We start from the raw sequence: 26,280 nt of genomic DNA on the forward strand, positions 1-26,280 counted from the left end.
TTGGTTCGATGTCCCTGCGAAGATCGCCCTCGCAACTCGCCAGTTCGGCCTGCCCGGCGATCGCGTCGATCCAGTCGTCGTGGACACGTGAGGCGACCGTGTTGCTGTCGCCGAGCGTCTGGATCAGGAGCGCTCCGGTGCGCGCCAGATTATCGGTGGCAACGATCTCCGCAACCGCGACCAAGCCGTCGATCGTTCTCTGCAGCGCACGCTCGTCAGGTCGGGCAGCGGTGCGAAAGCCGCGCAGCAGCTTGGCGCTGGTCTGTTCCATGATCGCCGAGGCCACCGACTCCTTGGAGTCGAAATGGTAGTAAAACGCACCCTTCGTCAGCTTTGAGCCGGCCACGATGTCGCGCATCGTGGCCGTGGCATAGCCGATCCGGCTGAACACGTCCGCGGCGGCCGACAGAATCGTCTGCCGCGTGGCCTCAGACCTCGCCTGGCGCACCATATCCACGTACCTCCAGGTCGGACGTTCGCTACGGGCGAATCGTCGGTTCTAACTTCCAGCTGGCAACTTTTCCCAGCTCATCGCATGCGTCGAAGCGAGGGTTCGACGGCGATTGGTCACAGTACTAGAAGTTTGTTGCAATCGCGAAAACATACTAAAAGTTGACAAAATAGCCGAGCAAAGAAACTATATGTCTGGTACATCTGTCATCGGGCGACCAACGGTCGACGTTGACGCCCATTTACCTAATGCTCGTCACGAGTTCACGGAGCCGCTTCATGGAGACCCAGTTAACCCACAGCCTCTTGGTGCCACGCCGGCGTCCTGAGGGGGCCAGGCCATGAAGGTGGTTCTGTTCTGCGGTGGCTACGGCATGCGGATGCGGACCACCGGAAGCGACGTCATCCCCAAGCCGCTGCAGATGGTCGGCCCTCGCCCGCTGTTATGGCACGTCATGCGGTATTACGCCCACTTCGGCCATAAGGACTTCATCCTCTGCCTGGGCTATGGCGCTGACAAGATCAAGGACTTCTTCCTGACCTATCGCGAGACCGAGTCGAACGACTTCGTCATGCGGGGCACTCACATCGAGCTGCTCGGCTCCGACATCTCGGACTGGACCATCACGTTCGTCGACACCGGGTTGGAGTCGCCCATCGGTGAGCGGTTGCGACGCGTCCGCGAGCACTTGGGGTCCGACCCGTACTTCCTCGCGAACTACACCGACGTGCTGACCGACGCTCCCCTCGACACCATGATCGATCGCGCGGTCAGCGTCGGGGCAACGGCCTCGATGCTGATCGTTCCCCCGCAGTCGACCTTCCACTGCGTCGATGTCGCGAGCACCGGCGAGGTCAAGGAGATCGCTCCGATCAGCCAGTTCCCGGTCGGAGTCAACGGCGGGTACTTCGTCCTGAACCAGGAAGTCATCGACTTCATCCCGCCCAACGGGGATCTGGTCGGCGACGCCTGCATGTCCCTCGCCGGCACCGGCAGGCTCATCGGCTACCGCCACGACGGATTCTGGAAGCCCGCGGACACGTTCAAGGAACGCGCCGAGCTCGACGCCGACTACAACCGTGGCGTTCGGCCATGGGCCGTGTGGGAGTCGCCCGAATCAGTCGGAGCGACATCATGATCGGGCTCTCGACGGGAGCGCTCGCGAACGTGGCGGTGATCGGCGCGCACTGCGACGACATCGCGATCGGGATGGGCGCAACGCTGCTGCACTTGACCGAGCACAACCCCGACGTGATCGTGCACGCACTGGTGCTCACCGGCGGCGGCACCGAGCGCGAGGTCGAGGAGAAGGACGCATTCGTCGCCTTCTGCCGCAATGCCGAGGTCCGGCTGGCCGTACATGATCTGCCCGACGGCCGCCTGCCCGGACACTGGGCGCTGGTGAAGCGCCGGCTGGCCGAATTCCGGCGTAGCTGTGATCCCGACGTGGTGTTCGCACCGCAGCGCGCCGACCGCCACCAGGATCACCGGATGCTGGCCGAACTCGCCCCCACCGAGTTCCGCGATCACCTCATCCTCGGCTACGAGATCCCGAAGTGGGAGTCCGATCTCCCCGACGCCAACGTGTACGTGCCCATCGACCGGCCCACCGCAGCACAAAAGGCCGAGTTGCTGCACGAGTGCTACCGGTCGCAGACCGACCGCGACTGGTTCGACCACGAGACGTTCACGGCCCTCTTGCGCCTGCGCGGTGTTCAGTCACACAACCCTTACGCCGAAGCGTTCGTCGCGGAAAAGACCGTCCTCCGCTTCGGCGCCGTGTCGGCCAACTAGCCCGAAAGACAAGGACATACCGATGCGCATTCTTGTCACCGGAGCCGACGGCTACCTCGGTTGCCTGCTGACGCCACAACTGATGGCCGACGGGCACGACGTGGTCGCGCTCGACACCGGCTACTACAAGTCGGGCTGGTTGTGCTCGCCCAGCGTGATCGCAGCGACGCCGCCGGGATACGACGTTGTGCCGCAAATGCTTTCGCGCGACATCCGCGACGTGACCGTCGCCGATCTACGCGGCTTCGATGCCGTGGTGCACATGGCCGAGATGAGCAACGACCCACTGGGCTCGCTGGTCGGCGAGGTGACCTACGAGGTGAATCACCTGGGCAGCGTGCAGCTGGCCAAATGCGCCAAGCGGGCGGGGGTGAGCCGGTTCGTCTACATGTCGTCATGCAGCGTGTACGGCGTCGCCGACGGCACCGTTGACGAGACGAGCCCAATCAATCCGCTGACTCCGTACGCGATATGCAAGGCGCTCGTCGAGCGGGATCTCTCGGCGATGGCCGACGACAATTTCTCGCCGACGTTCCTGCGTAACGCAACTGCATTCGGCGCGTCGCCACGGATGCGGTTCGACATCGTCCTGAACAACTTGTGCGGGCTCGCGTGGGTCGAGAACACGATCGCGATGTCCAGTGACGGGACCCCATGGCGGCCAATGGTCCACGCGCTCGATATCGCTGCGGCAATTCGGTGTGCGCTGGGCGCCGACCGTGAGACGGTGCACTCCCTGGTGGTCAACGTCGGTGCCGACGAGAACAACTGCACCATCCGCGAGATCGCCGGGGCGGTGGGTCGCGAATTCCCGGGATGCGAAGTCACTTTCGGGCCGGCAAGCGGCGACCAGCGCAGCTACCGGGTCGGGTTCGAGAAGATTCGGGAGGTGTTCCCGGACTTCGCCGCCCAGTGGGATGTGGCCGCGGGTGCCGCCCAACTGCACCGTGTCTTCGAGAGCATCGCGCTGGATTCCGAAACGTTCTACGGCCGGGGCCACACCCGGCTGCGGCAGATCGAGTATCTGCTCAAAACCGGCCAGATCGACGGGCAGCTGTTCTGGACAACTGCCCCGTCGGCGCCGAGCCCGAGAGTGATCGAACACAGTGGCCGGATAGGAGCCTGATATGTCGATCTCCGTGGTGCCCAACACAACTCCGCCAGCTTCCGGTCGGCCTGCGAGCCGCACCGCCCGGCAATGGCGCAAGCGCTACGATCCCGTGTACCTCGACCGCCTGCTCAGCGACGGCACCGAGGCCAAGGCGCAACGGCGACGCTGGGACCGGGCTCACCGGTGGCGCGTACTAGCCGTCGATACGGCTGTGATCGTTGCCGTGCTAGTTCTGGCCCAAATCGGTTGCTACCGAATCCTTCCCACGGATAGCGCGATTGGCCGGTCGAGCTCCGGTCAGTTGACCGTGATCTCGATCGTGCTTGCGGTCTGCTGGCTCGTCGCGCTGGGACTGCAGAAGTCACGGGACATGTCCCTGATCGGAATCGGACCTGAGGAGTACCGCAGGGTCGTATCGGCGACAGCCTGGGTCTTCGGTCTGGCCGCCGTGACTGCAGCTTTGGCCGAAGTGCAGATGCCGCGCGGCTATCTGATCATCGCGTTGACCCTCGGGTTGGTCGGCCTGGTGGCGGGCAGGCATGTCCTCCATCTCGATCTCGCGAGGCGGCGTACCGCGGGCAAGTTCATCACCAGGGTTGTCGTACTCGGCCAGCCCGAGTCGGTCCGCATGCTGTGCGAAAGCTTTCGGCGTTCCGCCGCAGGTGGATTCCGCGTCGTTGGCGCATGCGTGCCAGGCTACGACGGTCAGGTCGGCGGGGAACTCCTGATGCCGACGGGTCCGGTGCCCGTGCTGGGAGACCACTGCGCGGTGGAGAGCGCACTGGAGGTCACAGGTGCGGACGCGGTCGCGGTCACGTCGGTGGAGCACCTCGGCGCCCACAACATGCGGAAGCTCGTGTGGCGCCTGCAATCGCTGGACGCCGAGCTGATCGTCGTTCCAGGCGTGACCGACATCGCCGGGCACCGGCTGCGTATGCGGCCGATCGACAACCTGCCGCTCATGCACATTGCCGCGCCACGGCAGGACGGCCCGGCGTTGATCGCCAAGAGGCTGTTCGACCTGTCCTTCGCCATGGCGGCACTGATGGCCGCACTACCTATCATGGCGCTGGTCGCCGTCACCATCAAGCTTGACGACGGCGGTCCCGTCATATTCCGGCAATCGCGAGTTGGCCACCGGGGTAAGCATTTCCGCATCTACAAGTTCAGAACAATGCGGGCGGACGCTGAGGCATGCGAAGTAGCCGAGAGAGAGGCCACGGGACACAACGGGGTGTTCTACAAATCTGCGTGCGATTCCCGGATCACGCGGGTGGGCAGGTTCCTTCGGGCAACCAGCATCGACGAGCTGCCGCAGCTGTTCAATGTCGTCGGCGGATCCATGAGCATGGTCGGGCCGCGCCCATTGGTGCCCGGTGAAGGCGACTCGGTCGAGCACTTCGTGGAGCGACGGGGCCTCGTCAAGCCGGGAATCACCGGGCTGTGGCAGATCTCGGGACGTTCCGACGTCTCGGAGGAGGAAAGGATCAGGCTCGACCACTCCTACGTCGACAACTGGTCGTGCATCCAGGACCTGCACATCGTCTGGCGCACCGCGCGTGCCGTGCTGAAGCGTGATGGTGCGTGCTAACCCCGGCGTCAGAAGCCGGCCTCGACCCGACGGAGAGTTGAAATTGCTTTGCAGACTTTGCAGTTCGAATCGACTGGTGAGCGTCCTCGACCTGGGAGCAACCCCGCCGTGTGAGTTGTTCCTCACCGCAGAGACAATCGATCTTCCTGAGAAGACGTACCCGTTGCATCTTCGGCTGTGCCAGGACTGCCTTCTGCTGCAGATCCCGGCGTTGATCGAGCCGGAGGACACCTTCACGGAGTACGCCTACTTCTCGTCCGTCTCCGACAGCTGGGTGAATCACGCAAAGACGTTCGTCGACGACGCCGTCGAACGGCTCGGCCTGGGCGGCGAGACGCTGGTGGTCGAGGTCGCGAGCAACGACGGTTATCTGCTGCAGCACGTGGTGGCCGCCGGCATACCGTGCATAGGAATCGAGCCATCCGTGAACGTGGGCGCAGCGGCTCGGGACCGCGGTGTGCCTACGGTGACCACGTTCCTCAACGAGTCTTCTGCTGACATTGTGCGAGCCAAGCACGGTGCCGCAAAACTTGTTGTCGCAAACAATGTTTACGCCCACATCCCCGACCTGATCGGGTTCACGCGATCGCTGCGGGCGCTGCTCGCCGATGACGGCTGGCTGAGCATCGAGGTGCATCACGCGCTGAACCTGGTCGGGCTCGGGCAGTTCGACACGATCTACCACGAGCACTTCCAGTACTACACGGTGCTGTCGGCGATGCGTGCGCTCGCAACCGGCGGATTGTCGGTCTGCGACGTCGAATTGCTACCGACGCATGGTGGGTCGGTTCGGATCTGGGCGCGTCCGCATGAGATTGCCGAGCCTCCGAGTGAGCGGGTGACCGAAGTCCTTGCGATCGAAGACGCGATGGGCTTACACCAGGTCGACGGGTATCTGGGGCTGCGGCCCCGGGCCGAGGCGATCCGCCACAATCTGCTGCGGTTCCTGCTCGATTGCCGCGCCCAGGGCAAGCAGGTCGTCGGCTACGGCGCTCCGGGCAAGGGCAACACTCTGCTGAACTACTGCGGGATCCGCAGCGATCTGCTCGAGTACACCGTGGACCGCAATCCGTACAAGCACGGGCGATTCACGCCTGGTACCCGGATCCCGATTTACGACCCCGAGATGATCGCCAAAGACCGGCCCGATGTCGTGTTGGCGTTGCCCTGGAATCTTGAAGCCGAGTTGACCGCGCAGCTGAGCTACATCACCGAGTGGGGCGGCCAACTCGTGTTTCCTCTCCCGGACCTCCATACGGCCACCATGCCGGGGCCGTAGGAGTAGGGCAGACGAATGAAAGTTGTGTTGTTCTGCGGTGGCCACGGGATGCGCACGGGGCTCAGCATCGGTGACACCATTCCCAAACCGTTGCAGATGGTCGGTCCCCGGCCGCTGCTGTGGCACATCATGCGTTACTACGCGCACTACGGGCACAAGGAGTTCATCCTGTGCCTGGGCCACGGCGCATCGCATATCAAGGACTACTTCCTGTCCTATCAGGAGTCGGCGTCGAACAACTTCGTGATGCGCGGTACCGAGGTGGATCTGCTGCGATCGGATCTCTACGACTGGTCGATCACGTTCGTCGACACGGGCCTGGAATCCGGTCTGGGAGAACGGCTTCAGCGCGTCCGCGACTATCTCGGCGGCGACGAGTACTTCCTCGCCAACTACGCAGACGTGTTGACGGACGCCCCGCTCGACCAGATGATCGCGGCCTTTTACACATCGGGTGCCGCGGGCGCCCTGATGGTCGTGCGGCCCCAGCAGTCATTTCACTGCGTGGAGGTCAGCGAGAGCGGCGAGATCAAGGCGATCACCCCCGTGGCCGAACTCGCCATTCGGGAGAACGGCGGTTATTTCGTGTTCTCCCAGGCCGTGTTCGATGTCTTGGAGCCAGGGGCAGACCTGATGACCGGCGCCCTGAGGACATTGGCGCGACGGGGGGAGTTGTACGGTTACGACCATCACGGGTTCTGGCATGCCGCCGACACTTTCAAGGAACGCGCCGACCTCGACGCCCAATACGGCCGCGGTGACCGGCCCTGGATGGTGTGGGAAACCCGATGAGCTTGCGGACGCGAGGAGCGAAGAAGGAATTGCGGACGCGAGGAGCAGAGAAGGAATTGCGGACGCGAGGAGCGAAGAAGGAATTGCGGACGCGAGGAGCGAAGAAGGATCGGTCAGCGCAGGGTGGTCAACAGGTCGTTCCAACTCGCCGCGCCGGCGTCCCGCGGCGACACCACGGTCACGGGCTGCGGCCACGGGATCGCGAGATCGGGATCGTCGTAGGCCACCGCGATGTCTTCGGCCGGGTCGTGCGGGCGGTCGATTCGATAGCACACGTCGCTGACCGGCGTGAGGGCCTGAAACCCGTGCAGGAACCCCGGGGGGATGTACAGATGGCGAAAATCGTTGTCGTCGAGCATGAATGCCTGCTGCGCGCCGAAAGTCGGAGAGTCGGCCCGGATATCGACGACGACGTCGTAGATGGCGCCGTGGGCGCAACGCACCAACTTGGCCTCGCCACGGCCGCTGCGTCCGTGCATGCCGCGAACCACGCCCTGTGCGGATCTCGACTGCGAGTCCTGCACGAACGTCGCAGAAACGCCAGGCGCGCCGAGATATTCGTCGAACAGCTCGGCGTCGAACGTCCTGGTGAACAGTCCGCGGTCATCGCGGGCGGGACGGGGCACCAGCACGAATACTCCGTGGAGTTCGCTCGCTTCGATGCGCACGGGACCATGCTCGCATGAGGGGCTGCAGAGGGTGCGGAAGTCAGCGCCTGCGTCGAGTATTGGACCTGGGGACGGTGCCGGCCGCCGACCACTTCCCCTGGGCCACTGCGCCGAAGAGCACGTCGGAGGCGTCGCATCCGCTCGCGATGGATCTGTGTGAGGAGTGTGCCCTCGCCCAGCTGGCAGACGACGACACCACAGCCGAGGAGCCGCGCGGCATCGAGCCGCAGGCGCTGCGCGACCAGGCGCACGACGCGGTGTCGCGAATCGCCGCGGGCGGCTGGCTGCGTGGTTGCACCGTCAGGGAATTCGGCAGTCCGCACGGCGGAACGTGGTTGCCGCTGCTGACGCAGCGCGGATACCGAGAAGAGAAGGTCGCCGACGTGGTGCTGGACTCCTTCGGCATCATGCACGAACCTGCCCAGCGGGCAGCATTCCAGCGGCGTGCGGCGGTGACCGCGCCGAAAGGGGTGCTGCTGCTGCAGTTCCACTCGCTGGTGTCCATCGTCAGCCAGTGCCAGTGGAATGCTTTGCGGCACGGTCACTTCGCGTATTACTCGCTGACCGCGCTGAAGCGACTCATCGAGGGCGCCGGAATGAGCGTGGCAACGGCATGGGAATTCGATTTGTACGGTGGCACGGTGTTGGTCGCCGCGGTGCATAAGCCCGTTGCTCCCGACGAGCGTGTCCGGGCCATCTTGGACTCCGAGGCCAGGTTCGGGATCGGCCACGCCGACGTCGTCGCCGAGTTGCAGCGCGCGACTGATGGACACACCCAGTGGCTTCGCAGCTGGCTCGAAACCCAGGCCGACGCCAACCGCAGGGTGTACGCCTACGGTGCCGCGTCACGCGCGGTGGCGTTGTTCAGCCGAGCCGGAGTCGACCGGCGGCTCCTCGCGGCGGTCGCCGACGCGTCGCCGGCCAAGCAGGGCCGCAGGATGCCGGGGACCGACGTCCCGATAATCTCACCCGAACAATTGCTCGCCGCCGAGCCGGACCGGGTGCTGCTGACGCTCCCGGACCTGTACGAAGAAGTCCGGCAGCAATATCCGCAGCTGGACCAGCGGTGGGTCGTCGACAGTTGGCCCGAAGACACCGCGGCACTGACTGATCACGCACTAGACGAGGAGCAGGGGAGGCGATCGGCGTGGAACGCCATAGCGGTCCGGTAGAGCAGGGTTGCTCCCAGTTCCCGGCCGACGCCACCATCCCACTGCGGATTCCGGTCAGCGTTGCACGCGAAGCGATCGACGCGCAGCGCGGCAACCTCTGCGCGGAGACCGGGCCCGTGCGGATGCCGAAACCCAGACCGTGGACGGCTAGTCGGACGGCCGGTTACAGCTTCCCCGAAGAGGCCAAGCGGATGCCGTTTCCGGAGGCGCCTGCGCAGTCGAATGGTGCCGCATGCCACCGGTTTTCCCGTCCTGGTCGCCCGCGCGGCAAGGCGAGTGCGAACAGGGAGTTACGCCACAGCTTCACCTGGCGAACGCTGGCCGCGGCGGGCGGCATGGTCTCGACTCTTCTGCTTTCCGTGGTGGTCGTCCGGAATCTCGACCCAGCAGAAGCCGCGACGTTCTTCGCCATTCTGGCCGCGCTGGCGTTCGGGCCCAAGATCGGGTGCCTGGGCATGGGGCCCAACATCATCAGGCTGCTTCCCTCAGAGCCGGATCCATTGCTGCGGCGACAGCTCGCAGGCACGCATCTGAGGGCCTCGCTTCTTCTGTCGGCAGTGAGCGCGCCGTTGATCGCGTTCGTCGGATGCAATGCGTTGATCGGTCATTCGGACTTCCTGCCGGTCTTCGTGCTGGCCACCGTCCTGATCGTCATCGAATCGCTTCGGTTGATGCTGAGCGACATCTTTGCCGCAGTGGGGCGGGTGCGCGCCTCGGTGGCCACCATGCACTACGTCCGCAGCATGTTGGTACTGCCGTTTGTGACGCTCGTGCTGGTGGTCATGGGCCGGTCGTCGTTGCTGTGGGTGGTGTCGGTATATCTCGTTGTGGCTCTGGTGCAGTTCGTGTTCGCGCTCGTGGCTTCGCGCCACCATGTTGCGGTTTTCGGCGGGTCCTTCACCTGGTCGACCATGCAGCAGGCGATCGGCCAGGGCGCTCAACTGGCGAGCCTGGACCTTTCGGAATTCCTCGTCATGCAGGGGACAATCTGGCTGGCCACTGCGACTCTGAACCCGGTCGCGGCGACACAGTACGCGGCTGCGGTCACGCTGGCGATGCAGGTGACAGTGCTGGAAAGTCTCGCCGCGCTCGCTGCCAGCGCTCCTGCGGCGCGGCTGTGGGCGGCGGGCAAGAAGGATCAAGTGGTCCGCATGCTGTCCAACGCCTCGACACTGAGCACCGTCGTGGTGCTCGTCTTCGTCGCACTGCTGGCGGTTTTCGGCCCGTACGCTCTGGAACTCGCCTACGGCCCGGGAATGCGCCCGGCAGCAACCATGCTGTTGATCATCGCCATCGGCGGCATCTGCCAGGCGTTCTGCAAGAGCAGCATGATCTACCTGATGGTCAGCGGTCACCTCGGTGCGGCCGCACGCACAGCAACGCTGGTCACCGTGGCTGCTATCGGCGCCGCCGTGGCGGCAGTCTTGCTGAGCGGGCCATTCGCGCTCGCGGTGGTAACCTCCGTGAGTGTCGCAGCAACCTCGTTGTTCCAGTGGCTTACCGCCCGGGTGATCCTGGGCCGCGCTCCGAATGCTCACTTCCATGTGCTTCGGGCGGCAAGAGAACTCGCCAGTGACCGCGATGGCGAGGCTTCCGATGCCGACTCCGGTGATGGCGGTGCCACATCGAGCCGGGCGGCGTAACGCCACTGACACCACGAGCTGCTGCACCCAAATGCATTTGGCAAGTGCGGCTTTGGTGGGACTGGTGGGTGTGTCCAGATGGTGGTGATCGAACGCGATGCCGTGAGCACGACGACGGCGCCGGCTCCCCGCGTGTGGTGGCTCTCGCCGATCGCGGTTTCGCTGATCGTCGCGGTTGTCTCGATCATCCCGACGGCCATGCTGACGGACGCAGAGTTCCGCGCGCTGTGGAGAAGCCCGAAGGCGATCACCACGCACACACTTCTGCTATTCGGTTGCGGGGCAGCGGCAATAGCCTTCGGTGCCCTGATCGCAATCGCCGCGACGCCTCACATCCGGACCCTCGCGAGGCCGTGGCCCGGTTTCAGCGACCAGACCAGCCTGATGCTGCGCCGGGCAAGCATCATCCTGACGACCGCGACCGTGATCGGCTACGCGGGATTCGCGGTGCTGATGGTGCGTGCCGGAATCAACCCCTTCAGCTTTGTTTCGGGCTACGGGGAGGGCATCCAGGTCAGAGACCTCATCGGCACCATCCCGGGCGTCACGACGCTGACGCAGTTCGGCATCGCAGCGGCGGTCATCTCCGCTGTCCTTCTCACGCGGCAGTTTTCGCGCGCAGAGCTTGCCAGGCTGCTCACAGTGCTGGCGCTTGCACTCGTTCGCGCCTACGTGTTGTCAGAGCGGCTTGCGATTCTCGAGCTCGTGGGTCCCGTCGCCGTCATCTTCGTGGCAAAGCTGGCTGTCGGCGCCAGACGCGGCCTGGTTCAACTGGTCCCGCTGGTGGCGTTGGTCGTCGTCGTGCTGACGTTCGGTGTGTTCGAATACTTCCGCTCGTGGACCTACTACCGCAATCACGGCGGGACGTCGTATACCGACTTTGTACTCACCCGGTTGGCGGGCTATTACTCCACGGCTCTGAACAACGGCCACCTTCAGCTGCAACACATGCAATGGCCCGGCCGGTTGCCCTACGACACCATCGAGGCCTTCTGGGTGGCACCGGGGATCGAGAAGATGGATCTGTACGAGAAACTCAGCGGGCATGTGCCGCCTCACACTCGCGGCGCGGCCGACCCGCTGTACGACGCGATGCTCGCCCACTTCGGCAACCCCGAGTTCAACAACGGAAGCGGCTACGTCGGTCCCTTTCTCGATTACGGGACATTCGGCGGCCTGCTCACGTTCCTGCTCATCGGTATCGTGGCCGGCCTGCTGTATCGCGGGTTCCGCCAAGGGTCTCCGTTCGGGCTGTTGATGTACCCCGTGATTTTCACCGGACTGCTCGAAATCCCGCGCTACTTCTACTGGTCTCAGGGAAGAGCGACGTACGCCTGGATCGGCCTCGTCATCGTCGCCGCGCTGATGTCCAGGACCGAAGCAAGAGAGAGAAGACATGAAGTTCCGGCAGCTCCGTAAAGGTGGGCGGAGCAAGGCGCTGCCACCCGTCGCTGCAGCTTGTGCTGTCGTATTCGTGCCGTGGGCGTTGTGCGCCGTGTCCAACAGCTTGGCAGGCGCAGACAGCACAGGCGCGCTGCAAGCTCGTCTGGACGCGGCACCTCCAGGGGGATACGTCAAGCTCGATCCGCAGGTCTACCAGCATCATGGCGTCCTTAAACTCCGCGTTCCCGGGGTGCGCATCGACGGCGGCGGGGCCACATTCGAATCGACCAACGACGCGACATCGGCGGTCCAAATCACCGCTGACCGTGTGCAATTGACTAACGTCACACTCACCGCGCCCACCCAGGGCAAACGATACGAAGACCTCGATCAGCACAAGCTCGTCCTGTCCGGGGCGGGAGACGTCGTCGAGAAGGTCACCATCGCCGGCTCGGCTGCAGCAGGGATCTTCGTCAACGGCGCGCAGGGCTTCACGATCCGCGATGTGCGCATCACCGGCACCCGCGCCGACGGCATTCACATGACCAAAGGGAGCGAAAACGGGGTGGTCGAGGGCGTTGACACGGACGCCACCGGCGACGACGGCGTGGCGGTGGTGTCCTACGAGTCGGATCGCCAGCGGTGCAGCGACATCCGCATCAGCGGCGTACACGTCGCCAGCACCAGGTTCGGCCGCGGCATCGCAATTGTGGGCGCCCGCAATGTGAACGTCGACAATTTCTCCGTCGCTAATACCAGCGCGGCGGGCGTCTACGTCGCCACTGAAGCCGGTGACTTCCACACCGCAAGCGTCGATGACGTGACCATCGCGGGCGGCAGCGTGGACCGCGTCAACTACGACCCCCACATCGTTCAGGGTGCGGTCCTGGTGTATGCCGGAAATGCAGGCACGGGCGCGCGGAACATCCAGATATCCGGCCTGACCGTCACTGCCACCGATCCGTCTGCCCAGAGAAACGTCGCGGTGCTTGTCGGTAAGGGATCAATCGGCGCTGTGTCATTGCGCGACATCAACATTAGAGAATCGTCGTTGCCCCCCTTTTTCACGAATGCGCCGGCGGGCAGCTACGCGACCTCGGGATGGACGCTGGACTCGAACCCCATCACGGTCGGCTGAGCGACCGTGCAGCCCGTATACGTCAACGGAAAGTGGTTGGCGCAGAAGCTGACCGGAACTCAACGGTATGCGGGGGAAATGGTGCAGGCGATCGTCGCCGCGAACTGTTTCGACCTCGTGATCCACGTCCCCGCGGACGCTGAGATACCGCTATGGGCGAACGATCCACGGGTGACGATCCGTCGCTCGCGGTTTTCGGGCGTCGTGTTCGAGCAGCTGTATCTTCCGTTCGCCACCGCAGGCAAGCTGCTGTTGAACTTCGCCGGTCCGGCGCCGATGCTCAAACGCCGGCAGCTGGTCACCATGCACGACGCCACGCCTTTCCGGTACCCGCGAACCTACCGCCGCGCATTCGTCGCGTTCTATTTCGCGATGTACGGGCTGCTCGGCCGCACCGCCCAAATGCTCTCGACCGTATCCCATTTCAGCGCGGGTGAGTTGTCACAGACGTTGCGCATCAACGTAGACCGCTTCATCGTGGCCGGGTGCGCGGCCGACTCGCTGCGCTCACTTGCGCCAAGTCGGCCGGACCTGTCCCTCAACGGGGATGAGTATCTCGTCGTCGGTACCCAGGCGCACCACAAGAATCTCGCTGCCCCCTTGGCTGCCATCGCGGCATCTGGACGCAAAGTCGTGGTCGTCGGCGTCGCCGGTAGTCAGCAGGTCTTCAGCGCCATGCCTGTGCTGGAGCACAACGCAGTGATTTGTGGGCGCCTTACCGATGCCGAGCTCGCGTGGTTGTATCGCAATTGCCGCGCGCTCGTCTTCCCTTCGAAATACGAGGGATTCGGCCTGCCTCCGCTGGAGGCACAGACTCTGGGCTGTCCCGTCGTCTGCTCAGACGCGGCATCTCTACCCGAGGTGTGCGGCGACGGTGCGCTGTATTTCGACCCCGATGACACTGAATCGCTTGTGTCGCAACTCGATCGACTTGAGTCGCAAGAGGGTATTGCTGACGAGTTGCGGAGTCGCGGATCTGCCAATTCTCAGCGGTATTCGTGGAGTTCGTCGGCGCAGAAAGTCATCGAGCACGTACGGCGCAGGGTCTCGTAACGGCGACGGCTCCGGCGCATCCCGGCTATTTACTCGGAATAGACAGACGCTCGGTTTTATCGGTTTGGTCGTCTCCGGTGGGGACCACCGAGGAGCGCCGTGTTCGCTTGGCCTGCAGAGGGGTTCGGTGTTTGGTGTTGCTATCGCGCCGGCTTGACCCCCTCGTGCACACGGCACAGACGGGCAGATCCCGGTCGGTGGCCAGCAACGCCGTCGTGCGGACCTCGTCGATGACGTCGCTGCCGATTCGGGCCACGACGACGACCTGACCGGCGACGTCTGCCGCCTGCGGCAGCAGGGGCGAGGTGTCGATCGAGCCGCCGTCGATCACGCTGGCAGTTCCGGAGGCAAGGCCTGCGCGAAACGCCTCGACGCTGTCAGGACTGCCGGAAAGGTCCACGAGCCGCACCTCGGAGTGCTCTTTGCCGGCGGCCGCGATCAGGCGAGCGATGTCCGACGTGCCAGATTCGGCGGATGCTCCGACGACGAGAATGGTCCCGGCTCGAGCGGCCGACAGCTGGTTGTTGAGCGTGCGCGCAAGCGCCGTGTGCGCGGCGGACCCGGGTGCCAATCTGCCGAGGGCGACAGTCGGCACAAGCACACGCTGCACTACGGGATCGAGCGCCGAAGGTGATGTCACGACCCCGACTCGCCTGCGCCAAACCAGCGCACCGCCGAGCAGCGCGAGCCCGCCCAATAAGGCGCCACCGACCACGCCCAGCTGCCACTTCGGCACGCCACCTGTGTTCGTTTCGCTCGGAGGCGAGACGACCTGAAACGGGGTCAGCCGTTGCGTTTGGACCTCGATCCAGTAGAGCTGCGCCTGGAGTTGGTCCGTCGGAGTCTGTCGATCCGTCCTTGTGTCGCCGGGAGGCGGTGCAGGGTCAGTGGGCGAAGTCTTCTCCCGCACGAGAATCGCGTTGATGCCGTCGATGGCGGCCTTCCCACGCTCGCTAATCAGCTGCCGGGCGTGACCGTCATAGACTTTCAACGCCGCGTTGACAATTCGCGCGGCGCCATCAAAATTTGCGTCGGAAGCTGACAAAGTGACAATGGACGACTGTGCGTCCTGCGTTGCCGACAATTGTGGTGGATCAGATTCGTTGAGCTCTTTCGCCACTGCTTGGCCAAAGCCCGCAGAGTTCAAGTACGTGATCTCGCCAGAGATGTAGCTTTGCTGCGGGTCGGGTGAAGGACTGCTGGCAGTCATCGTCTGCATGACGTCGACCGGTGGATAGATCCGTATCAGCGCGCTCGCCTCGCGAGTCGTGCCGGCGTTTAGGGCGAGGCCCCCGATTACCGCACCCAAGCAAATCCCCGCCACAGTGGGCTTCCACAACGGCGTCGTCAATCGCGACACGACCGTCCGTAGGGTTTTGCGCATCTCGGCTCCAAATCTTCGGTTTCACATCCTCGGCCAGACCCGCAGCCTTGCCAAGAAGCCGCGTCGCACCCGGCCCGAGCCTCAGCGCGTAATCATCGCGCACTGTAACACTCGAACCAGCTGTTCTAGATCAAAGTCGTGCTCGCGATCACACAGCATATCCCAGCGCAGCAAATGGCCCCGCACACCGCCCCGACCCTGGCGCAGATAGGCCGCGCCGGAAGGGAGTTAGCTGGATAGCGACGAATCCGATAAACTGTTTCGGGTCCTGTCGAATGGCTCGGAATCGTCGCGCACCCATGCGGAGAGCAGCGTTTCAGCGGACCTATCGAAAGAAAGGACTATCGGCGTCGTGGCAAGCGTTGACGTTGCCATTCCGTCCTATCAATACGCCCCGTTTCTTCGTGATTGCGTGATGAGCGTGCTGTCCCAAGAGGTAGCCGAACTGCGCGTGTTGATCATCGATAATGCGTCCACTGATGGCAGCGCGCAGATCGCAGAGGACCTCGCGGCGGCAGACCCGCGCGTCACGGCGATCCTCAACGATCACAATCGTGGCCTGCACGACTCGTGCAATCGCGCCGTCGACTGGGCCGATGCTGACTACTTCGTGCTTCTGGACGCCGACGATCTGCTCGCCGCAGGCGGGTTGGCGGCGGGCGTGGCCTACCTCGACGACCATCCCGATGTCGGGATGCTCTACGGCGTCGAAGCCAGGTTGACCGACGGGCTGCTGGATCCCGGCCGATGTGATGCTCCGCATCCGCGGTGGAACATCGTCACGGGTACAGAGTTCATCCGCAGGACGTGTTGGGATTCGTTCTGCGACATCGGTGCGCCCGCGGTGATCGTCCGCACCGAAGCCCAGAAGAAGGCAGGCTACTTCCGCGAGAGCCTGGTACGCACGTTCGACTTCGAGATGTACCTGCGGCTGGCCACCGTCGGCGCCGTAGCGAGCACGAACCGTGTGCTTGGCGTTCGCAGGGTGCACGCGGCCCAGCTATCGACGCCGTACACCGAGCAACCACTGCGCGACTTCATCGAGCACGAGCTGGCATTCACTTCTTTCTTCGCGCACGAGGGCGCCGAACTCCCCACGGCCGGCACCCTGGAGGCGATGTCGCGCCGTAAGATGGGCGACTATGTCTACTGGTGGGCGCTGTGGCGGTTCATCTGCGGCAAGCCCGATGCGAGAGAGGGTTTCGAGTTCGCCGCTGCACGTCGACGCGTCGCGAATTGGTGGCCACCAGTGATGTTTCTGTTCAAGAAGAGGTGGCTCCGCAGCGCCTGGCGTGCAGTGCGGAGGATGACGCACAAGCCCACTCCCCTGCCGCCCTCGTATCGAATTCCCAAGTACCGCTGACTGAGCGAACTGTCAGTACAGCAAACGCAACGCAAGTCGAAGGCGGAGGCGGAGGCGATGACCGATACGCGAATCGCGATCGTGCATGAACGGTTCACAGAGGTCGCGGGTTCCGAGCAGGTCGTCGAGCAGTTGTCGCTGCAGTGGCCTTCGGCCCCCGTCTACGCCACATTGGCCCGGCCATCTGGGGTGCCGGCGGGCTTATCGTCCCCTCCTCGGACCACGTGGCTCGAATCCGCCTACCGACTCATCCGGGAAAAGTCCTACGCGCCGCTGACTCCGTTTTTCCCACGCGCCTTCCGCCGGATGGATCTGCAGGCGTTCGACGTCGTCGTGGTGAGCCATCACGCCTTCGCCACACAGGCCGTATTCGCCACCGACGCTCCCGTGATCGCCTACGTGCACAGCCCGGCGCGCTGGGCCTGGGACCGATCCCTGCGCACTCAGGAGGCCGGCGGGATGGCAGGTCGAGCCGTCCTCGTCGGCCTCTCCCGGATGGCGCGCAAAGGCGAACTTTCTGCGGTTCAACGCATTTCACAGGTCGTCGCGAATTCGACCGCTGTGGCGCGCCGCATCGAGCAGTGGTGGAAGCGCGATGCGGTGGTCGTCCATCCACCGGTGGACACCGAGGGTTTCACCCCCGACTCGTCTGTCGAGCGAGAGGATTTCTTCCTCCTGGCGGGCCGGCTTGTGCCCTACAAACGTCCAGACCTCGCGATCGCGGCTGCGCGTAAGGCCGGAGTGCGGCTGGTTGTCGCAGGCGCGGGACGTTCGATGAAACTGTGCCAGGAGATGGCCGGGGACGACACGACCTTCCTCGGCCGGGTTTCCCACGACGAGCTGCTCAGTCTGCACCGACGCGCGCGGGCGTTGCTGATGCCGGGCATCGAGGATTTCGGCATCGTTCCGGTCGAGGCGATGGCCACCGGCACGCCGGTCATCGCTCTCGGTTCCGGCGGCGCGCTCGATTCCGTCATACCGGACAAGACCGGGGTACTTGTGCCACCCGGCGGTGACCCGGATGTCGTCGACGGATTCGATTCAGCCATCAAGGGTTTCGACTCGTCGCGCTTTGATCCGAGTCAGATTCGGCAGTGGGCCGAGAATTTCTCCCACGCGAATTTCCGTGCCCGCATGCAGCAGGTGATGGACGACGTCGTGGGCTAGGAGCCGAGCCGGCGCGGGTGCGCGGATCGCCTCAGGGCAGGCGCCACTGGGGCGCCGGTCAGAAACCCGTCCGTGGAGCCCGCATCGATGGCGCGAGCGTAGACGTGAAGTGCCTGCCCAACCCCGTCGATTGTCTCCTCGATCTCGGCGGCGGTGTGGGCGGCCGACACGACAAACGACTGGCCGAGCACGCCGCGCTGCAGGAGCTCTTGCAGAAACAGCGTGCGGAAGGCCTGCGACGGGTGACCTTGCGCGTCGCGGGTTGCAAACACCAGGCAGGACGGCCGGCCGAGAACCTGGAAGTGATCCTTTAGGCCCATCGCACGGGCGATCTCGTTGACGCCGGCGGCAAGACGGGTGCCGGACGCCTCCATCCGGCCGATCGGGTCGCCGTCCCGGTAGGCCCCAGCCACCGCACGAAATGCCGCCAGCCCTGCGGTTTCCGCGCCGAAGGTGGTGGAGAGCAAAAACACCCGGTCGCGGTCGGTGTTCAGGCCGCCAAGTTCCATGAGCTCGCGGCGCCCCGCAAGCGCCGATATCGGAAAGCCGTTGCCCATCGCCTTGCCCCAGCACGACAAATCCGGCGTGACGCCATACATCGTTTGGGCCCCGTGCATCGACCATCGGAAGCCGGTGATGATCTCGTCGAAGATCAGCACCGCTCCGTGATGGTCACACACTGCTCGCACGCCCTCCAGGAATCCTGGAGCAGGCTCGGCCATCGCGGTGGCTGCCTCCATGATCACCGCCGCGATCGAGTCCGGGTGGTCGGCGAACAGCGACTCGAGGGAGTTCAACTGGTTGTATTCGAAACGCAGACTCTGTCCCGCAGCAGCTCGCGGGATACCGCTGGACATTTCCGTAGTGACGATGAACCAGTCGTCGACGGCGAAGAACGGGTGGTTGCACACAGCGATGGCGTCGCGGCCAGTTGCGGCGCGCGCCAACCGAATTGCGGCCGTGGTCACGTCCGATCCGTTCTTGGCGAACTTGACCATCTCCGCACCGGGAACGAGATTGAGGAAGTCCTCGGCGGCCGCAAGCTCCAATTGCGTTGGGCGCGTGAAGTTGACGCCGTCAGCGATGGCGGCGGACACCGCCTCGACGACGGGACGATATCCGTGACCCAACACCACCGAACGCAGTCCCATGCCGTATTCGATGTACTCGTTGTCGTCGACGTCCCACACGCGCGCGCCATCACCTCTGACGAGAACCGGCGCCATGTCGACGGGGTACTGGTCATCGCCGCGGGCATAGGTGTGCGCCCCTCCGGGGACGAGCTCATGCAGGCGCGCCTGCATCGCGTTCGATCCGGCGAACGAACGGGACGGCGTCTGCGGCACTGAACCCCCGGTCGTGGCCGGCCGACCGTTCGATGCGCAGTTCTTGTCGACGGTTGCGGTCATAGCAAACCGATACTACATGTAGTGGTCGATTTTTAGATCAAAGGTATGTAATGCTTGCCGTTGTGATACTCTTTGTTTCGTCCGGTCCCAGGCCGTTCAGCAACGAGCGCCGTGCACAAAACGGTCCGACATAGCAAACACGGTGATCGAAATGACCCTCATCACGACGACAGACCTCTCGGTGATCTCGTGACCGAGCCGTTCGCGGTGCTGTTGAACCGCCTGTTCCAGACCGTCTACCCGCCGGGCCGAGGGCCCCACACCTCCGCGGAGCTGGTCGCAGCGCTGCGGTCCCAGGGGATACGGATCTCCGCCCCGTATGTCTCTCAGCTGCGTTCGGGGGCGCGGACCCGTCCCTCCAAGACCGCTGTCGAGGGCATTGCCGATTTCTTCCGCGTCGATCCCGACTATTTCTCTGACGACTACTACCGGCGCCTCGTCGACGAGGAGCTGGATCTCCTCGCCGCGATGCGTAACGAGGGAGTTCGCCGGGTCGCCGTCCGCGTTGCCGGACTGTCACCTCGCGCCGTGGACGAGATCGCGGGCCGGGTCGAAGAGTTGCGTGCCAGGGAGCAGCTCGATACCGCGGGATGATCGTCGAGCCGAGGACGCACTGCACACGACGGTGATCCTAGCGGCCCGGATCGGCCGGATGAGGCGGTCCCCGGGGTGGCCGAAGACTTAGCCGATTAATTTGCTGATGCAAGCAACTGTCGTCAGAGTGAGCCATCAGGCGGCCCTGCTGAAGACCTAGGCGGGCAACGACGAGTACCCGGGAACGACGTCCGCCGGGACTGGTCACACTCTCTGACGATTGATTCGTCTTTGGACGGGATATTCGGACTGGCTCGCCATGCACCCGTGTCGACCTCGCTGGCGGCCACAGGGGCTCGTGGAGCTACTGCCCCGGGCACATGCAGGGGCGATCGTGGCTCACGCGGTCCTGCGCGCCGACACGTCGTGTCTGTCCCCTTCGACTGTGCACGCCCGGGCAGCCACTGGGAGCGGGGTGGGTGCACCCAGCGAATCACTGGAGAGAATTCACACGCACCCATTGCAAACAGTGGTGCGAGAACGCGGATGAGTCGGGCGTGCGAGACGCCACGGCGCGACCGTGGCGGATTGATGCGATTGATAAATGGATTTGCGGTACCACGAATAACGTTTGCCACGTCGTCAATAATTGTCGGTGACAGCAATTTCTCCTGATTTCCTACAGCTACTCGCGGACTTGCGCGCGGGTGAGGCCCAGCGATCCGGCCGAAAAATACTTGCCGGTTTAGCGCCGCGTATCAGCAACTCGGCGGTGTTCGCTCGCAGCGTCGTGCCAGCGTTGTTCGGTGACCGAATCTTGTTCTGAGACATGCGGATAACTACGACCACACCCCTACAAAACGCAATGTCAGCTGGGACGATGGCTTACTTGCGAAGCCTGCAACCGCCCATTATGCGGCGCCCGGATAATCGATCTTGATATTGGAGTTCGTGGCTATCGCCCGTCTGCATTTGCTTAGCAAAGATTCCGGGCGGTTGTGCGGAAAATGCGGGGCATTTCACCGGTTCGGCATTCATTGTATTTTGCTTACACTGGCGTAAAACGAGTGCATTGGTATTTGGCGGTGTCAGTTTTCCGTCAATTAATCAACACGCGCGTCAATAGAAAACCATGAGTATGGGCCACGGAGGGCAAATGAGCGATTTGTTCGACGTCAATACCAGCCCCCGGCCATACCTCCATAAAAAGGTGGAATGGTTCGACGAGGACAGCCAATGCGTGCTCATGGTCTCCCTACCGCACCTTGATCCCGACTTGTGGTCGGAATACGGCCGCGGCGCGGTGAAAAGTTATCGTCGCCACGGCGTCGAGTGCGCTATCGACGTAGATGCCATGGAGACGGGCGCCGACACAGCGATGTTCTTCAGTGCCCGGGACCGATCGGGCGCGATGGTCGCGGGAGTGCGCGCCAAGGGTCCGCTACGCTCGGCCGACGAGTCGCACGCGGTAGTGGAGTGGGACGGTCAACCCGGCCAGGCAGCGGTGCGCAAGATGATCACCGACCGCCTGCCGTTCGGCATCCTCGAAATGAAGTCCGCATGGGTTACCGACGACAAAGAGCGCGGGCCGCTGCTGACCAACGCCCTTGCACGCAGCGGTTTTCATATGATGGCGCTGCTCGACATTCAGTTCTGCATGGCAACAGCGGCAGCCTATGTGCTCAATCGATGGCGGTCATCCGGCGGCAACGTCGCACCGATCCCGGCCACCCCGTATCCCGACGAGCGTTACCAGACCAAGATGATGTGGTGGGACCGGCAGACCTTCGCCCGGCACGCCGAGCCTGGACAGGCCGCGAAAATCCGGGTCGAGACACGGGCCATCCTCGCCCACGCTGGATTGTTGCTGGACAGACCCCGACACGCCGTGCAATGAGTCTGGTGGGCATAATCGCCCCATGGAACGTCGGCGCCGACAACAAGCACTGTCTCCGCTGGAGACATTGCGCCAGATGCCAGCACTGGTCGTGCTCGAGCGCCTTCCCGTCGCCACGATGGCGATCACCGAGGACGGCGCGATCGCGTTTGCGAACTCGGCGTGCGCTAAAATGCTTGGGTACGACCAGGACGAGCTTGCATCGCTTCGCTTTCTGGAAGTCTTTCAATCCACCCCCCTCGATGAGTCGCCTATCGTCGCCGTGCGTGAGAGCGCCGACCTCGTCGTCGAACTCGCTCACAAGGACGGTTCGACCGTCCGGGCACGGATGAGTAAGTCCGCGCTTCAGCGCAACGATGACGTGGTCGCGCTCGCCGCGTTTCACGACCTCACCGAGGATTTCTGGAACGAAGGCGAGTAGGCGGCGCCGGCTATGCCAGCGCGAGGGCTATCCGGCCGTGGGTCAGCAGTGTTTCCATCTCGTCACTGGGTAGCGGGCGGGACAGCAGGAAGCCTTGCGCCCGCCAACACCCGTGGTCGAGCAGGGTCTTCGCCGCGGCTTCGGTTTCGACACCCTCGGCGATCACCTCGAGGTTGAACGCTTCGGCCAGCGCGATGATTGCCCGGATGATCGCCAGATCGCCGGCATTGGTGCCCAAGTCACGCACGAAGCCCTTGTCGATCTTGAGTGCGTCGACGGGCAGCGACTTCAGGTGCGAGAGCACACTGTATCCCGTGCCGAAGTCGTCGATGGCGATCTGAACGCCCGCCTCCTTCAGCCCGGTCAGGGTGATCCGCGTGGTCTCGATATCTTGCACCATAACGCTTTCGGTGATCTCGAGACATATGGATTCACCATCGAGACCGAACTCGTCAATCGTGGCGGCGACGGCTTCGACGAAGCCGTCGGCGACAAGCTGCACCGGCGAGACGTTCAACCGCAGCAGTGTGTCCTCGCCCAGGCCGCGAGCCCGCCAGACGGCGAATTGAGCGCAGGCGTTCCGTATCACCCATCGACCCAATTCCCCTGCGAGATTGATGGATTCCGCAACGCTGATGAACGCATCCGGTGACAACATCCCCCACGTCGGATGCTGCCAGCGCACCAGGGCCTCCATCGCGAGGATCCGTCCCGTGCGCATGTCCACTTCGGGCAGATAGTGCAGCGTCAATGCGTCGCTTTCGATCACGCCCTGCAGGTGTAGCTCGATATCGTTTCGGAACTCGCTGTGCAGCGAGATCTCGTCGGTGAACATCGCCACCGTATTGCCGCCCGTGTTTTTGGCCGAAATCACGGCCTGGTCGGCGTGGCTGAGCAGATCTGACGCGCTGTCGCGCCCCGGAGTTCCGAGCGCGACGCCGATGCTGACCGTGCGCGCGAGGGTTTCGCCGCCCACATCGACATGCTGGCGGAGCCTGTCCTGCAGGCGGCGCGCCAGTCGCTCCGCACCCGTGACGGTCATCGTCGCGGTCGGGACCACAACGAATTCGTCCCCGCCGAACCGGGCGATGAACATCGAATCGCCCGCGTCGTCGCACAATCGGTCGGCGAACACCCGGATGAACCAGTCTCCAGCGGTGTGCCCGAGGTAGTCGTTGATGACTTTCAGCCGGTCCAGATCGACGAACAGCAGCGCAACCGGCCCGGGCCGGCCAGGCTGAAGCCGCGCGGTCAGGTGCGCCACCAGCGCCCGGCGGTTGTACACGCCGGTGAGATCGTCGTGTTCGGCGAGATGGCGCAGTCGTTGTTCGGCGTCGATACGGCCGCGCAATTGAGCGAACAAGGTGGCGATCGCCTCGAGGGCATTGAGTTCGGCACCGGTCCACTCGCGGTCCCCGAATTTGACGAAACCGAGAACGCCTGTGGTCATGTCACCGGAAATCAACGGCGCCGCCGACATCGACGTGGTGGGAATCTGTCTGCCGTCCTCGATGCGGCGCTGATACTCCTCGGTAGCGGGCTCGGGCCGAAAGACCATCGGTTTCTTGCCGTGTTCTGACTGCGCGAAGACGGGATCGGCGTCGGCGAAATACACGACCGACAAGGGGTCGGGGTCCGGCACGTCCGGGCGCGGCGGCCACTCAGTCACCAGCACCGACGCACGTCTGTCATGGTCGTTGTGGCGCAGAAAGCTGACGTCGACGTCGAAGTACTCGACCAGGCTCGCGAGCACCTGCTGGCTCACGACGACCGCGTTTTCAGCGGTCGCCGCCATCAGCTGGGTGGCCACCGACGTAACGAGCAGGTCGAGACTGATTGTCAGCTCAAACTCCGGGCTGTGTGGTCATTACGTTGATTTGTGAACAGTATCGCCGCGGCGGCGGCTGCGCACCGACGCCTGCGGACCGGTGAACAGTCTGATCACCAGCACCAATGTCTCGTCGCCGGGGGTACCGAACAATTTCCGGAAATCGGTGTACAGCCTTTCCAGGACGGTGGCGTGGGAGGGAGAGAGCTCAGCAAGTTCGATTTGCCGCTGAGCGTACAAGAAGACGGGCGAAATCGGCTGAACTGCCAATCCCCGTCGGTGTGCGGTGACCCACACCGCTTCTGCTGCGGATCCGCCGCGGGCATAGTCCGCCAGGGAACCGCCTCGCACGCCCACCACACCAAGCGCTGAGCTGGCCTGCACGCGCGAATAGGTGGGGGCGCCCAGTGCCACGCCGCCGCCAAGGGCGACGAGTTGAGCCATCACTTCTGGTCGGCGGACGATGTCGAGCATCGCCAGTTCGCCATTACTCAATTCCAGGCTGCGCACGTCGATGCCGGTATCGGCGTCGTCACTCCAGACCATCTCTGCCGCCATATCGGCATGCAGCTGGGGCGTCAGGTACCGGATTCGGTCCGCCTCAGCCAGGATCTCCGCAGCCGCACACACGTCGTCGGCTTCGGTGAGCAACCGGAGTACGGCGCCCTCGCCCACAGCTGCGGATTGCAGCGCGGCGATCGTCTCGGCGTCGATTGATCGCGCGGTGCCGTGGTGGCGGTTCGTCTCCCGCTCCAGCATTGCCTGATACAAGTCTGCGAGTTGGCCATCGCCTTTGTGGCCGTCGAGCGAGAGGACCACCTTCAGCGGCGAACCTCCCTCATTCGCAATCACTTTGACGTCGCCGAGCACATCGTGGGCAGCAGCGGCCACGCGCGCGTTGAAGGCAGCCGCGCCGACCGCGACGGCGCTACCGCGAAAAGCCACGTCCATCGCGGACCCACGGCCCGCCTGCAGCGCAATGCTGACCGAATCCGGTCCGGCGACCACCCGCCACGGCTGCGCATTGCCGCCAGAGGGCGCCCGTACCGCGGCGGCCGCTATCGCTTCGGCAGCGGTCTCGAACTCTCGTGCCGGATCCGGCTCGGCAGAACACGTCGCGGGGGGATCGTCGGCCACGTCCGGCTCCGCGAGCCCATCGAGCGCCGCGGCGACGTCGATACTCACTCTCCCCGACGGAAGCGGCTCGCCGAGCCCGAACCGCCGGACGGCTTCTGCTACGGCCGCGCCGCCGACGGCGACATTGCCCGCGAGCTGCGGCCACGTCGCCACGGTCTGCCCGATCTCGACCAGCGATGCCGCCCCGCGCGCGGTCAGCCGCTCGGCGTCGACGACCCGCAGGACGTGGGGAATCTTCTCGGCGCTAGTCAGGCCGGACAGCATGTGAGCGTCCACGTTGCCGAGCAAGCCGTGCAGCACGGGCCGGTTCGGCTCCAGGTCGTAACGCTCCACGTCCAGGATCCCGCGATCGCTGGTAGCCATCAGAACGGGAATCCGTTGCTTGCGAGCGGATTCCCGCAGCAGAACCTTTACGTCCAGCGAATCGCATTCCTCGACAACCAGGTCGAGGCCGTCGAGGAACCCCTCGACGGTATCTCTCGACAGAGCCTGCGTCGTCACCTCCACGGGCAGGTAAGGGTCGATCTCGGCGATCCTGCGCGCCGCCACCACCGCTTTGTTGATCCCGAGATCGGAGACCGCCGCCGGCACCCTGTTCAGATTCGTCAGCTCGAGATCATCGAAATCCGCGAGCCGCAGCTTTCCGCACAAGCCTTCCGCGGCAAGGGCATACGCCACGGTGTGCCCGACACTCAACCCGACGACCCCGACGCACAGTCCGGCAAGGCGATCCTGTTCTTCGGCCGTGATCAGGTGACGATTGCGGTCCAGCCGCGTGTGCCGAAAGGCGCGAGGCCCGAGAACGGCCACGATGCTGCGGCGCCACGGGTAGTGCACCCATCGCGGCGATTCTTGCAGCAGTTCCGCCGCCGGCGACGGCGTCAGACGCGCCAGACAAGCCTGCTGCGCCGCGAGCGCGTCGATGACTTCGATCCCGGGGTCGGACCGAAGTCTCTCCAACGCGGCGCTGTCGTCAGCGTCGGCGGGGTCCAACACACGCGCACTGCGGTGCGCGGAAGGTATTGCGTTCGTCACGGCTGGCTTCGGTGAGGAGTAAGGGTCGTG

22 protein-coding genes are annotated in these 26,280 nt (G+C 64.2%); 16 read left to right on the forward strand and 6 right to left on the reverse strand.

Going from position 1 to position 26,280, the window contains the following annotated elements; translation table 11 throughout:
* A partial coding sequence (locus tag QOH60_RS24410) for a TetR family transcriptional regulator (protein WP_526424461.1) occupies positions 1–451 on the reverse strand: 451 nt, incomplete at its 3' end.
* A gap of 340 nt (positions 452–791) precedes the next feature.
* On the opposite strand from QOH60_RS24410, the gene QOH60_RS24415 reads away from it, so the two are divergent.
* The 6 genes from QOH60_RS24415 to QOH60_RS24440 are packed head-to-tail and all read left to right on the forward strand — an operon-like array spanning position 792 to position 7,018.
* Entirely contained in the window at positions 792–1,589 is a 798-nt protein-coding gene (locus tag QOH60_RS24415; RefSeq protein WP_526424462.1) for a glycosyltransferase family protein, read from the forward strand.
* Positions 1,586–2,245 (forward strand): PIG-L deacetylase family protein, encoded by a 660-nt coding sequence (locus tag QOH60_RS24420; RefSeq protein ID WP_526424463.1) that lies wholly within the window; start codon positions 1,586–1,588, stop codon positions 2,243–2,245. Before QOH60_RS24415 ends, QOH60_RS24420 begins: the two co-directional genes overlap by 4 nt.
* Positions 2,246–2,267: 22 nt before the next feature.
* Positions 2,268–3,371, forward strand: a complete 1,104-nt coding sequence (locus QOH60_RS24425) for an NAD-dependent epimerase/dehydratase family protein (RefSeq protein WP_526424464.1) — start codon at positions 2,268–2,270, stop codon at positions 3,369–3,371.
* Position 3,372: 1 nt separating this feature from the next.
* Positions 3,373–4,947, forward strand: a complete 1,575-nt coding sequence (locus QOH60_RS24430; protein WP_526424465.1) for a sugar transferase — start codon at positions 3,373–3,375, stop codon at positions 4,945–4,947.
* Positions 4,948–4,990: 43 nt separating this feature from the next.
* Entirely contained in the window at positions 4,991–6,226 is a 1,236-nt protein-coding gene (locus QOH60_RS24435) for a class I SAM-dependent DNA methyltransferase (protein ID WP_526424466.1), read from the forward strand.
* Positions 6,227–6,241: 15 nt separating this feature from the next.
* Positions 6,242–7,018: a glycosyltransferase family protein gene (locus QOH60_RS24440; RefSeq protein WP_526424467.1), complete on the forward strand. Its 777-nt coding sequence runs from the start codon at positions 6,242–6,244 to the stop codon at positions 7,016–7,018.
* A gap of 113 nt (positions 7,019–7,131) precedes the next feature.
* Here the strand turns inward: QOH60_RS24440 and QOH60_RS24445 are convergent, their stop codons facing one another.
* Positions 7,132–7,686: a dTDP-4-dehydrorhamnose 3,5-epimerase family protein gene (locus QOH60_RS24445; RefSeq protein WP_526424468.1), complete on the reverse strand. Its 555-nt coding sequence runs from the start codon at positions 7,684–7,686 to the stop codon at positions 7,132–7,134.
* Between the two features lie 14 nt (positions 7,687–7,700).
* On the opposite strand from QOH60_RS24445, the gene QOH60_RS24450 reads away from it, so the two are divergent.
* From QOH60_RS24450 to QOH60_RS24470, 5 genes are all read left to right on the forward strand, one after another.
* Positions 7,701–8,858, forward strand: coding sequence for a transferase (locus tag QOH60_RS24450; protein WP_526424469.1), 1,158 nt, complete (start codon positions 7,701–7,703; stop codon positions 8,856–8,858).
* Positions 8,834–10,501: a lipopolysaccharide biosynthesis protein gene (locus tag QOH60_RS24455; RefSeq protein ID WP_526424470.1), complete on the forward strand. Its 1,668-nt coding sequence runs from the start codon at positions 8,834–8,836 to the stop codon at positions 10,499–10,501. The genes QOH60_RS24450 and QOH60_RS24455 overlap by 25 nt, the downstream gene beginning before the upstream one ends.
* A gap of 78 nt (positions 10,502–10,579) precedes the next feature.
* A complete protein-coding gene (locus QOH60_RS24460; RefSeq protein WP_526424471.1) occupies positions 10,580–11,920 on the forward strand; it encodes an O-antigen polymerase in 1,341 nt (446 codons plus the stop codon).
* Positions 11,898–13,022, forward strand: a complete 1,125-nt coding sequence (locus tag QOH60_RS24465; RefSeq protein ID WP_526424472.1) for a right-handed parallel beta-helix repeat-containing protein — start codon at positions 11,898–11,900, stop codon at positions 13,020–13,022. The genes QOH60_RS24460 and QOH60_RS24465 overlap by 23 nt, the downstream gene beginning before the upstream one ends.
* A gap of 6 nt (positions 13,023–13,028) precedes the next feature.
* Positions 13,029–14,075, forward strand: a complete 1,047-nt coding sequence (locus QOH60_RS24470; RefSeq protein ID WP_526424473.1) for a glycosyltransferase family 4 protein — start codon at positions 13,029–13,031, stop codon at positions 14,073–14,075.
* A 25-nt stretch (positions 14,076–14,100) separates the two neighbouring features.
* Here the strand turns inward: QOH60_RS24470 and QOH60_RS24475 are convergent, their stop codons facing one another.
* Entirely contained in the window at positions 14,101–15,459 is a 1,359-nt protein-coding gene (locus QOH60_RS24475) for a hypothetical protein (protein ID WP_526424474.1), read from the reverse strand.
* Positions 15,460–15,811: 352 nt separating this feature from the next.
* On the opposite strand from QOH60_RS24475, the gene QOH60_RS24480 reads away from it, so the two are divergent.
* Together QOH60_RS24480 and QOH60_RS24485 are read left to right on the forward strand one after the other, a co-directional pair.
* A complete protein-coding gene (locus tag QOH60_RS24480; RefSeq protein WP_526424475.1) occupies positions 15,812–16,822 on the forward strand; it encodes a glycosyltransferase family 2 protein in 1,011 nt (336 codons plus the stop codon).
* A 57-nt stretch (positions 16,823–16,879) separates the two neighbouring features.
* Positions 16,880–17,989 (forward strand): glycosyltransferase, encoded by a 1,110-nt coding sequence (locus tag QOH60_RS24485; RefSeq protein ID WP_526424476.1) that lies wholly within the window; start codon positions 16,880–16,882, stop codon positions 17,987–17,989.
* Here QOH60_RS24485 and QOH60_RS24490 read toward each other — a convergent pair.
* Positions 17,986–19,398 carry a glutamate-1-semialdehyde 2,1-aminomutase gene (locus QOH60_RS24490; protein ID WP_526424477.1) on the reverse strand — a complete coding sequence of 471 codons (1,413 nt, stop codon included), beginning with the start codon at positions 19,396–19,398 and terminating at the stop codon, positions 17,986–17,988. The genes QOH60_RS24485 and QOH60_RS24490 overlap by 4 nt on opposite strands.
* Before the next feature lie 189 nt (positions 19,399–19,587).
* Between QOH60_RS24490 and QOH60_RS24495 the strand changes: the two genes are divergently transcribed.
* The 3 genes from QOH60_RS24495 to QOH60_RS24505 all read left to right on the forward strand — a co-directional run bounded on the left by QOH60_RS24495 (position 19,588) and on the right by QOH60_RS24505 (position 22,250).
* The gene (locus tag QOH60_RS24495; RefSeq protein WP_526424478.1) at positions 19,588–19,992 is read left to right on the forward strand and encodes a transcriptional regulator; all 405 of its coding nucleotides are present in this window, start codon (positions 19,588–19,590) and stop codon (positions 19,990–19,992) included.
* Between the two features lie 1,096 nt (positions 19,993–21,088).
* A complete protein-coding gene (locus QOH60_RS24500; RefSeq protein WP_526424479.1) occupies positions 21,089–21,829 on the forward strand; it encodes a hypothetical protein in 741 nt (246 codons plus the stop codon).
* Between the two features lie 22 nt (positions 21,830–21,851).
* Entirely contained in the window at positions 21,852–22,250 is a 399-nt protein-coding gene (locus QOH60_RS24505; protein WP_526424480.1) for a PAS domain S-box protein, read from the forward strand.
* Positions 22,251–22,260: 10 nt separating this feature from the next.
* Here QOH60_RS24505 and QOH60_RS24510 read toward each other — a convergent pair whose 3' ends face one another.
* Both QOH60_RS24510 and QOH60_RS24515 read right to left on the reverse strand, forming a co-directional pair.
* On the reverse strand, positions 22,261–24,045 hold the full coding sequence (locus tag QOH60_RS24510; protein ID WP_526424501.1) for a putative bifunctional diguanylate cyclase/phosphodiesterase: 1,785 nt from the start codon (positions 24,043–24,045) through the stop codon (positions 22,261–22,263).
* A gap of 72 nt (positions 24,046–24,117) precedes the next feature.
* Entirely contained in the window at positions 24,118–26,250 is a 2,133-nt protein-coding gene (locus QOH60_RS24515; RefSeq protein WP_526424481.1) for an Rv1355c family protein, read from the reverse strand.
* Positions 26,251–26,280: the final 30 nt, after the last annotated feature.

This window comes from Mycobacterium sp. (assembly GCF_032159765.1).
Classification (GTDB): domain Bacteria; phylum Actinomycetota; class Actinomycetes; order Mycobacteriales; family Mycobacteriaceae; genus Mycobacterium.